This window comes from Streptomyces sp. NPDC097619 (assembly GCF_040302735.1).
Lineage (GTDB): Bacteria > Actinomycetota > Actinomycetes > Streptomycetales > Streptomycetaceae > Streptomyces.
In genome coordinates this window covers 156934-165590 of sequence record NZ_JBEOSD010000001.1, presented here as the reverse complement: position 1 = coordinate 165590, position 8657 = coordinate 156934, and the positions used below count along the sequence as shown (strand labels likewise).

6 protein-coding genes are annotated in these 8657 nt (G+C 74.6%); all 6 read left to right on the top strand.

Going from position 1 to position 8657, the window contains the following annotated elements:
* The first annotated feature begins 302 nt into the window (after positions 1 to 302).
* The 6 genes from ABTZ17_RS00655 (at position 303) to ABTZ17_RS00630 (ending at position 8590) form a co-directional block, all read left to right on the top strand.
* Positions 303 to 1079: a helix-turn-helix transcriptional regulator gene (locus ABTZ17_RS00655; RefSeq protein WP_352193298.1), complete on the top strand. Its 777-nt coding sequence runs from the start codon at positions 303 to 305 to the stop codon at positions 1077 to 1079.
* Positions 1080 to 1205: 126 nt separating this feature from the next.
* The gene (locus ABTZ17_RS00650) at positions 1206 to 1607 is read left to right on the top strand and encodes a cupin domain-containing protein (RefSeq protein ID WP_352193316.1); all 402 of its coding nucleotides are present in this window, start codon (positions 1206 to 1208) and stop codon (positions 1605 to 1607) included.
* Positions 1608 to 1988: 381 nt separating this feature from the next.
* Positions 1989 to 3887 carry a sensor histidine kinase gene (locus tag ABTZ17_RS00645; RefSeq protein WP_502994565.1) on the top strand — a complete coding sequence of 633 codons (1899 nt, stop codon included), beginning with the start codon at positions 1989 to 1991 and terminating at the stop codon, positions 3885 to 3887.
* Positions 3888 to 3949: 62 nt separating this feature from the next.
* Positions 3950 to 4738: a response regulator gene (locus tag ABTZ17_RS00640; RefSeq protein ID WP_352193297.1), complete on the top strand. Its 789-nt coding sequence runs from the start codon at positions 3950 to 3952 to the stop codon at positions 4736 to 4738.
* Between the two features lie 253 nt (positions 4739 to 4991).
* Positions 4992 to 5837, top strand: a complete 846-nt coding sequence (locus ABTZ17_RS00635) for an ABC transporter ATP-binding protein (RefSeq protein WP_352193296.1) — start codon at positions 4992 to 4994, stop codon at positions 5835 to 5837.
* Positions 5838 to 5896: 59 nt separating this feature from the next.
* Positions 5897 to 8590 (top strand): ABC transporter permease, encoded by a 2694-nt coding sequence (locus tag ABTZ17_RS00630; protein ID WP_352193295.1) that lies wholly within the window; start codon positions 5897 to 5899, stop codon positions 8588 to 8590.
* Positions 8591 to 8657 lie beyond the last annotated feature (67 nt).

Here is an 8657-nt window from a genome sequence, read left to right as displayed (position 1 = left end):
GTCACATTGCACCGTCACATGTGACCGAGCAACGTCACCCAGCCCGCCACCGGACCCGCCTCGCTCCGTGCCGACCCCGCTCCCGCGCGGCCCGTTCCCACCGTCCCGTCCCGGTCCGTCAGGGGGACCGTTGGCACCACAGTGCGCGCCCCGGGCCCACTCGGCACCTCGGCAGCTCCGCCCGCCCCGCGCTCCGGCCTCTCCCCCACCCCCTGACAGGCGACGCCCAGGGGCCCTCCGGCTGCCCGGAAAGGGACCTTCGGCAGTCATTCCACCCGTTTTGCGCTGCCTATATTCGGGCCATGACCCAGTCCACGGGGTGGCGGCCGTCCGGCCGGTCCGATCCCGAAGCAGCCCGCCGCGTGCCGGCCATGGAGTCGCGGGAGCGGCTCCTCGCCCTCCTCGCGCGGGCCGAGGAGCCGGTACCGGCCGAGCGGCTGGCCACAGAGACGGGATTCGCGGTGACCACCGTACGGAACCAGCTCGCCGCTCTGCGGGCAGCCGGGCTGGTCCGTGCCGAGCGGGCTCCCGGGCAGGGACGCGGCAGACCCCGACTCCTCCACGCCCTCGCTCCGGCAGCGGCGCACGACACTCCTGCCACATCCCCCGCCCTCGCCACACCCCCCACCCCCGACGCCCCTCCCGATCTCGCTGCCGAACGCCTCCGAGGACTGACGGCCGCGCTCATCGAGGCCGTGGGCGGGGACAGCGATCGGGCCCGGAGGGCAGGCACGGCCTGGGGACGCCGCCTCGCCGCAGCGGGCGATGACAACGGCAAGGGCAAGGGCATTGACGACGCCTTCGCCCTGATCACCGCACACGCGGCACGGATGGGCTTCGCCCCGCACCCCGTGGCCGCGGATCCACCCGAACAGGACGGACCACAAAGGCTGTTGCTCACCCACTGCCCGTACCGGGAGCTGGCCGCGGCCAACCCGCTCGTGGTCTGCACCCTCCACCAAGGCGTCCTGGACGGGCTCCTCGACGGCGCGGCCGTCCGCGCGGTCATCCGCCCCTTCGCCTCCCCGCCCGCCTGCGAGGCGGAACTCCGCCCCACGACGGCCCGAGCCACTGCCTGAGCGGCGGCTTGGACCGCGACCTGGGAGAACCCCGTCCCCCACTGCCATGTGACCCACCACCCCACCACTCCACTCCGCCCCATCCCAGCAGCACCCACACCCCTTCAGGAGACCCTCGTGTTCGGCATGACCATCGACACCACGCACGCCACCACCACCGCCACGAGTACCGGTACCGACGCCGCGACCGGCAGCGGCCCCGTGCTCCGGCTCGACCCGCAGGGCGGGCCGTTCCGGGCGCTGGCGGCCGTGCGCATCCAGGTGCCCGCCGGCGGCACCATCCCCGCGCACGGTCACGGCGCCTCCGAGCTGCTGCTCACCGGAATCGCCGGAACCGTCGAGGCGTCGTGCGGCTGCGGGGCGAAGACGGTCACCGCCGGCACCTTCGCGATGCTTCCGGCGGGCAAGGAGATCACCCTCATCAACCACGGAACCGAGGACGCGACCCTCCTCGCGGTTTTCTCCCAGAGCGAGTTCACCGACAGCCTGCCCCGCGCGGGCGCTCCCGGCTGCGGCTGCAAGCACTGAGCCCCCTCGCCTGCCCGAGAGCCGGGGCTGTGCGTCGACCGTTCCGCACCCCGCTTTCCGCATTCCGCTCTCCGTTCCGCCCCTGTCTCCCCCTTCCGGTGGAGGCGGGGGCGGTCGGGCGCCGGTGGCCTCTGCCTTTTGGTAGAGGGCGGGTCGGTCTCGGGGTCCATGTCCGGGCCCGAAGCGGGATCGATACTGGTCAGCGTGCCAGGTTCCGCTTCCGCTCCCCCACCGCCGCCGGACCCGGCGCGTCCGCCGGGCTCGGCCCGGCCTTCGCGCCCGGGGCCGGGCGTCGGCTCCCGTCCCGACGGGCTCCCGCCGCCGCATCCCCTCTCCGACCTGCTGCGCGGTGCGCTCCGCCGGCCCGCGACCCGGGGCGCGGTGGAAGCCGCCGGAGCGCTGCTCGCCGGGCTGGTCACCTTCACCGTGGCCCAGTACCTGTGGGGGCTGCCGCACCCAGGGTTCCGCTTCCTGCTGCTCTGGCTGGGTGCGGCGATCTTCCCGTTCCACCGGCGGTATCCCGTGCCGGTGCTGCTGGCCCTGGCCGCGCTCACCGGGCTCGCCCCGGAACTGGGTCCGGCCACGGCCGCGGCCTCGTACGCCACGGCCCGGCGGACCGGCGAGCCGCGTCCGCGGGTCCGGCTGCTGACCGCCGCCGGGGTGCTGGTGACCCTGACGGCCACGGCCGCCGGGCCGCGGATCGGACCGGGCTCCCTGTCGTACGGGCTGGCGCTCGGGGCGGTGCTCGTGGCGACCGCGGTGGTCGTCCCCGGGCTGGCCGGTACCGCGCACGGGCAGCAGGTACGGCTGCTGCGGGCGTTGCGCGAGCGCGGGGACGCGGCCGAGCGGGCCCGCCGGTCGGCGGAGACGGAGGCCCGTACCCACGAGCGGTCCCGGATCGCCGCCGAGATGCACGACCTGGTCGGGCACCGGCTCAGCCTGATCTCCCTCCACGCGGGCGGACTCGAAATGGCCCTGGAGCACTCCGCTCCGGAGCTGCGCGAGGAAGCCGTGCTCGTGCGGCGCACCACGCGCGACGCCATGCGTGAACTCCGGCAGGCCCTCGGGGTACTGGGCCCCCTCGGCCGCGACACCGGTACCGACGCCCTCACCGATGCCACGGGCACCCGCCCCGACATCGAGGGCCTGGTCGCGGAGTCCCGGAGCGGGGGCATCCCGGTCCGACTGGACTGGACCGGCCCGGACCTGGACACTCTGCCCGCGGCCGTGCGGCGGGCGGTGCACCGGGTGGTGCGGGAGTCGCTGACGAACGTGCACCGGTACGCGGCCGCCGCGCACGTCACGGTGATCGTGGCGCACGGGGCGGAGGACGTGCTCGTCACCGTCCGCAACGGCGCCCCTGCCCGGCCGCCCGGCGTCGCCGGCGGCCGCGCTCACGGCGCACACGCCGTCGCGTCCACCGCCGGTCCCGGTGATCCGACCGCCACGAACGGACCGGGTCGCTCGGGATCCGGGTCGGAATCCGGGTCCGGAACCGGAACCGGATCCGAGGTCCGTACCGCCACCGCGTCCGGCGCTGCCACCGGTGCGACGGGCGCGACGGGTGCGACGGGTGCGACGGGTGGGACAGGGGCAACGGATACGGCTCCTGCGCCCGGGGCGGCCGACGGGCCGGGCACCGGTCGGGGCCTGACCGGGCTCCGCGAGCGGGTGGAGGTGCTGGGCGGCAGCTTCGCCGCCGGCCCGGTCCCCGGCGGCGGCTTCCGCGTGGACGCGGCACTCCCCTCCGACCCTCCGGAACCGGCTCCGCCCACCGCGACCCGTACGCTCACGCCCCTTAAGCCCGCGGCCCATACGCCCGCGGCCTGGGCACCGCCGCCACCCTCTGGAACCGCGGCCGGAACTGCCGCACCGGCGCCCTCCCCCTCCCGACCGGCTACGGCAGCCGCGCTGATCTTCGTGGCGGCCGCGGGAGCCCTGTGGCTGACGATGCTGATGGGAATCGGCTTCGTGTACGTGGCCCAACCCGACGGCCACAGCAGCGGTCCCGCTCCCGCACCCCGCGTCGGCATGACGTACGAGGAGATGGCCGGGCGCGGCATGGTGGACAACCCTGCCGTACGGGCCGCTGCCGCCGGTCACGAGCCGCCCCGCCCGGCGGACGCGGCGGGCTGCACCTTCCCCATCGCGGGCACGGATCCCGCACCCGGCGGGCTCACGGTCACCCGCTACTGCTTCGACGGGGACCGACGCCTGACCTCCATCACCCCGTTCACCGTCCCGACCGTCCACGACGGCCCGCCCTGGGAGACCCCGTGACCGACTCCGCCCCTCCCCGCGCTCCGCGCCCCACTCCTCCACCCGCCGCTTCCGCTCCCCCGGTGCGCGTCCTGCTGGCGGACGACGAGACGATGATCCGGCACGGGGTGCGGCTGATCCTGCGGTACGCCGAAGGGATCGAGGTGGTGGCCGAGGCCGCCGACGGGCTCCAGGCCGTGGAACTGGCCGCCGTCCACCGACCCGATGTGGTGCTCCTGGACGTCCGGATGCCCGTCCGGGACGGCCTCGCGGCCATCGCCCCGCTGCTCGCGCTCGATCCTGCGCCCCGGGTGGTGATGCTGACGACCTTCGGGGACGAGGAGAACGTGCTGCGCGCCCTGGCCGCGGGCGCCACCGGCTTCCTGCTCAAGGACGAGGGCCCGCAGGAGCTGATCCGTGCGGTGCACGCGGCCGCCGCCGGCGACGCGGTGCTCTCGCCCGGGGTCACGGGTACGGTCATCGCCCGCATGCTCAGCGGCGGCATCGGTATCGGTATCGGTGGTACTGGTGGTGCCGATGGTGCCGGTGGTGCCAGTGGTGCGGGCCGAACGGTCACAGGGATCGGTGTCACTACCGGTTTCGGTACCGGTTTGGGTACCGGTTTCGGTGCCCCGGGCGGCGGCTCCGATGAGGGTTCGGGCCCGATCGCGCTGATCGCCCGGCTGACGACCCGGGAGCGGGAGGTGTTGGGCATGCTCGGCGAAGGGCTGTCCAACCAACACATCGCGGACCGGCTCGGTATCGGGCTCGGCACGGTGAAGACGCACGTGGGCGCCGTGCTGGAGAAGACGGGCACGTCGAGCCGGGTGCAGGCGGCCCTCCTCGCGCACCGGGCCGGCCTGGCGAACTGAGGTCCCCGCGCCTCCCTCTGTCCTTCGGCAGAGGGGGGCCGTCCGGGCATCGGCCGGAAGACAGGGGACAGGGGCCCCGAACCCCTCTTCGGACAGAGCTGCGAGCCCTCCCGCGGGCTGATGTTTCCGCAGGTCAGCGGCGTGAGGATGGGATGCGTCCCCGGCCCGGCAGAGCTTCGGCGGGCCGTCCCCTCCTCCGGAAGTCCCCACCATGTCGCAGTCGTTTCCTCCGTCCTCCGCACACCCGTCGTCCATGCATCGGTCCTCCGTACACCCGTCCTCCGTGCATCCGTCGTCAGTAACCCCGTACTCCGGGACCCCGTCGCCCGTCGCCCCTTGCGCCCCGCTGCCGCCTGCCGCCGCCCGCGCCACCGGTCTGACGAAGGTGTACGGGCGGGGCGAGACGCGGGTGACGGCCCTGGACGCGGTGGACGTGGAGTTCCACCGGGGCCGTTTCACCGCGGTGATGGGGCCGTCCGGCTCCGGCAAGTCCACGCTGATGCACTGCCTGGCCGGATTGGACAAGGTCACCTCGGGTTCGGCGCGCATCGGGGAGACCGAGCTGTCCGCGCTGACGGAGCGGCAGCTCACGGCCCTGCGGCGGGACAAGGTCGGGTTCGTCTTCCAGGGCTTCAACCTGCTGCCGACGCTCACCGCCCTGGAGAACATCACCCTTCCCCTGCGGATCGCAGGACGCGCCCCCGAACCGGCCTGGCTGGAGGCCGTGGTGGCCACGGTGGGTCTCGGCGGACGGCTGGACCACCGGCCGGCGGAGCTGTCCGGGGGCCAGCAGCAGCGGGTGGCGGTGGCACGCGCCCTGGTCTCGCGCCCCGAAATCGTCTTCGCGGACGAACCCACCGGAAACCTCGACTCGCGCGCGGGCGCGGAGATCCTCGGCTTCCTGCGCGACTCGGTACGGGAGTTGGGCCAGACGGTGGTGATGGTCACCCATGACCCGGTGGCCGCCGCGCACGCGGACCGGGTGGTGTTCCTCGCCGACGGACGCGTGGTGGACGAGCTGTACGAGCCCACCGCGCCGGCCGTCCTGGACCGGATGCTCCGCTTCGAGACCGCGGACTCCGCCCCGACCCCAGGCTGACCCACCCCCCACCCCCACCCCGCACCCGCCACAGCTCTCCGAAAGCACCCCCTCACCCCATGCTGCGAACAGCCCTGCGCAACGTCTTCGCGCACAAGGCCCGTCTGGCCGTGACCGTCCTCGCGGTCTGTCTCGGTGTCGCCTTCGTCTCCGGCACCCTCGTCTTCGCCGACTCCACCGCCGCCGCCTACCGCGCCGCCGCCTCCAAGAACTTCGCGGACATCGACGTCACCGTCACCCCGAAGGAAGCCCCCGAGGGCAACCGGCGGGGACCGGAGGACCAGCAGGACCGGGGCAACGTCCTCGACGACGCGCTCGTCCGCGAGCTCGCGGCCGTCCCCGGCGTCGCCTCCGTCCGGCCCTCCGCCGACGGCTCGGCCACCCTCACCGGTTCCGACGGCTCCCCGCTGCGCGCCGGGAAGTCCTGGGCGAACCTGGGCGCCGGATACGTACCCGGCCCCGACGGGACCGACAGCCGGTACCCGCTCGCCGAGGGCCGGGCACCCCGTGGTTCCGGGGAGGTGGCCGTGGACCGCGGCACCGCGAAGGCCGGCGGCTTCACGATCGGCGACACCCTCACGCTCGCCACCGACGGGCCCGTCCTGCACAAGAAGCTCGTCGGGATCGTGGACACCCGCGACAGCCGCGTGACGGCGGGCGGCACGCTCGTCCTCTTCGACAAGGCCACCGCCCAGCAGCTGTACGCCACACCCGGCCACTACGGCTCCATCGACCTCACCGCCACCCCCGGCACCAGCCAGCCGGAACTCGCCGCACGCGCGGCGGCCGTGCTCCCCACCGACCGGGCCGACACCACCACCGGCCGCGCGCAGGCCGATCAGCAGGGCATCTACGTGAACACGATGACCCGCGGCTACGCGAAGCTGCCGCTGGTCTTCGCCGGGGTCTCCCTCTTCATCGGCTCCTTCCTGATCGTCAACACCTTCACCATGCTGGTGTCGCGGCGGACCCGGGAGATCGCCCTGCTCCGGGCGGTCGGCGCCTCGCGCCGTCAGGTCACCACCTCGGTGCTCGCCGAGGCCGCTCTGACCGGACTCATCGCCTCCGTGGCCGGGTTCGCCCTGGGACTGGCCATCGCCACCGGACTTCCCGGCCTCCTCGGCACCGCCGGCGACGCCCTGCCCGAAGGCCCCCTGGAGATCGGCCCGCTGCCGGTCCTGGCCGCGTTCGCGGTGGGCGTCGGCGTGACCGTCCTGTCCGCCTGGCTGCCCTCCCGGCGGGCCGCCCGGATCGCCCCGGTGGAGGCCATGCGGTCCGCGGAGGAACAGCGTCCGGCCCCGGGCGCCTCGCGCGTCCGGGCCGCCGTCGGCCTGGCGTTCCTGCTGTTCGCCGCCGCGCTGCTCCTCCCCCTCGGCGACGCCCGGGACGCCTCCGAGGCCAACCTGCAGAACGCCCTCTTCGGCTGCGCCGGCCTCGCCGCCGCCCTCATCACCCTGGCCCCGCTCCTGGCCGGACCGGTGATCCGACTGACGGGACGGCTGACGGAACGGCTGACGGGAGCACTGACCGCGACACTGGCCGGAGCGGCGACAAAGCGGCACGCGCGAACGTTCCCGGACCGCCGCGCACAGGGGACGACCCCCGAACCGGCGGGCTCCGGCTTGGCCGGCCGGCTGGCCCGCGAGAACGCCCTCCGCGACCCGCGCCGCACCGCGGCCACCGCCTCCGCCCTGATGATCAGTACCGCCCTCGTCGCCGGACTCGCCGTCATCGGCCACTCCGGCTCCCAGGCCCTGGACCGGCAGGCCACCGCCGGACTCGGCGCCGACTACGTCATCGGCACCCGCACCCCGACCACCGGCATCGCCCCGGCCGCCGCGGAACGCGTGGCCGAGGTGCCGGGCGTGCGCACCGCCGTCGCGGTCTCCGACGCCACCTTCTTCACCGGCGGCGGGGTCCGCACCATCGCGGGCGTCGACCCGGCCGCCGTGGACCAGGTCATGAGGCTCCACTACCTCTCCGGCTCCGCCGACAAGCTCGGTCCGGGCCGGATCCTCCTCTCCGCCACCCTCGCCCGCGCCCAGGGCCTCACCACCGGCGGCCACCTCAACGCCCGCCTCGGCCTCGGCGGCGAGAAGGACTTCGAGAAGTACGAGGTCGTCGGCGTCTACCAGGACAACCCGGTCGCCGGAGACGCCCTCGGCGCCCGCGCCGAGGTCCAGGCCGCCACCTTCCTCCCCGGCACCGCCCAACGCATCCTGGTCCGCACCGACGACGGCACCGTCTCCGCCGCCCTCGCCACCCGGCTCCGCACTGCCGTCGGCGACAACCCCCTCCTCCGCGTCCAGGACCGCGAACAGATCGTCCGCGAGGCCGCGGGCACCGTCGGCGACCTCCTCACCCTGATGTACGGGCTGCTCGGGCTCGGCGTCGTGATCAGCGCCCTCGGCATCGTGAACACCCTGGCCGTGTCGGTGGCCGAACGCACCCGCGAGATCGGCGTCCTGCGGGCCCTCGGCATGGACCGGTCCACGGTCCGCCGGATGATCCGACGCGAAGCCGTCACCGTGGCCGGCTTCGGCACCGCCTTCGGCCTCGCCGGCGGCCTCACCGGAGCCTGGGCCGTGGGCTCCCTCGCCCACGGCGCCATCGCCACCTACACCTTCAGCCTCCCCTGGGGCACCCTGCTCCTCGTCTGCGCCCTCTCCCTGACCGCCGGCGCCGCCGCCTCCGTCCTCCCCGCCCACCGAGCCGCGTCCCTGAGCCCCCTGGAAGCAGTGGGCCGCGGCTAGCCCACCGCCCGAACTCCTTCCACGATCCGCCGTCCCGGTCCGGAGAACTGCCACATCGTCAACCCGC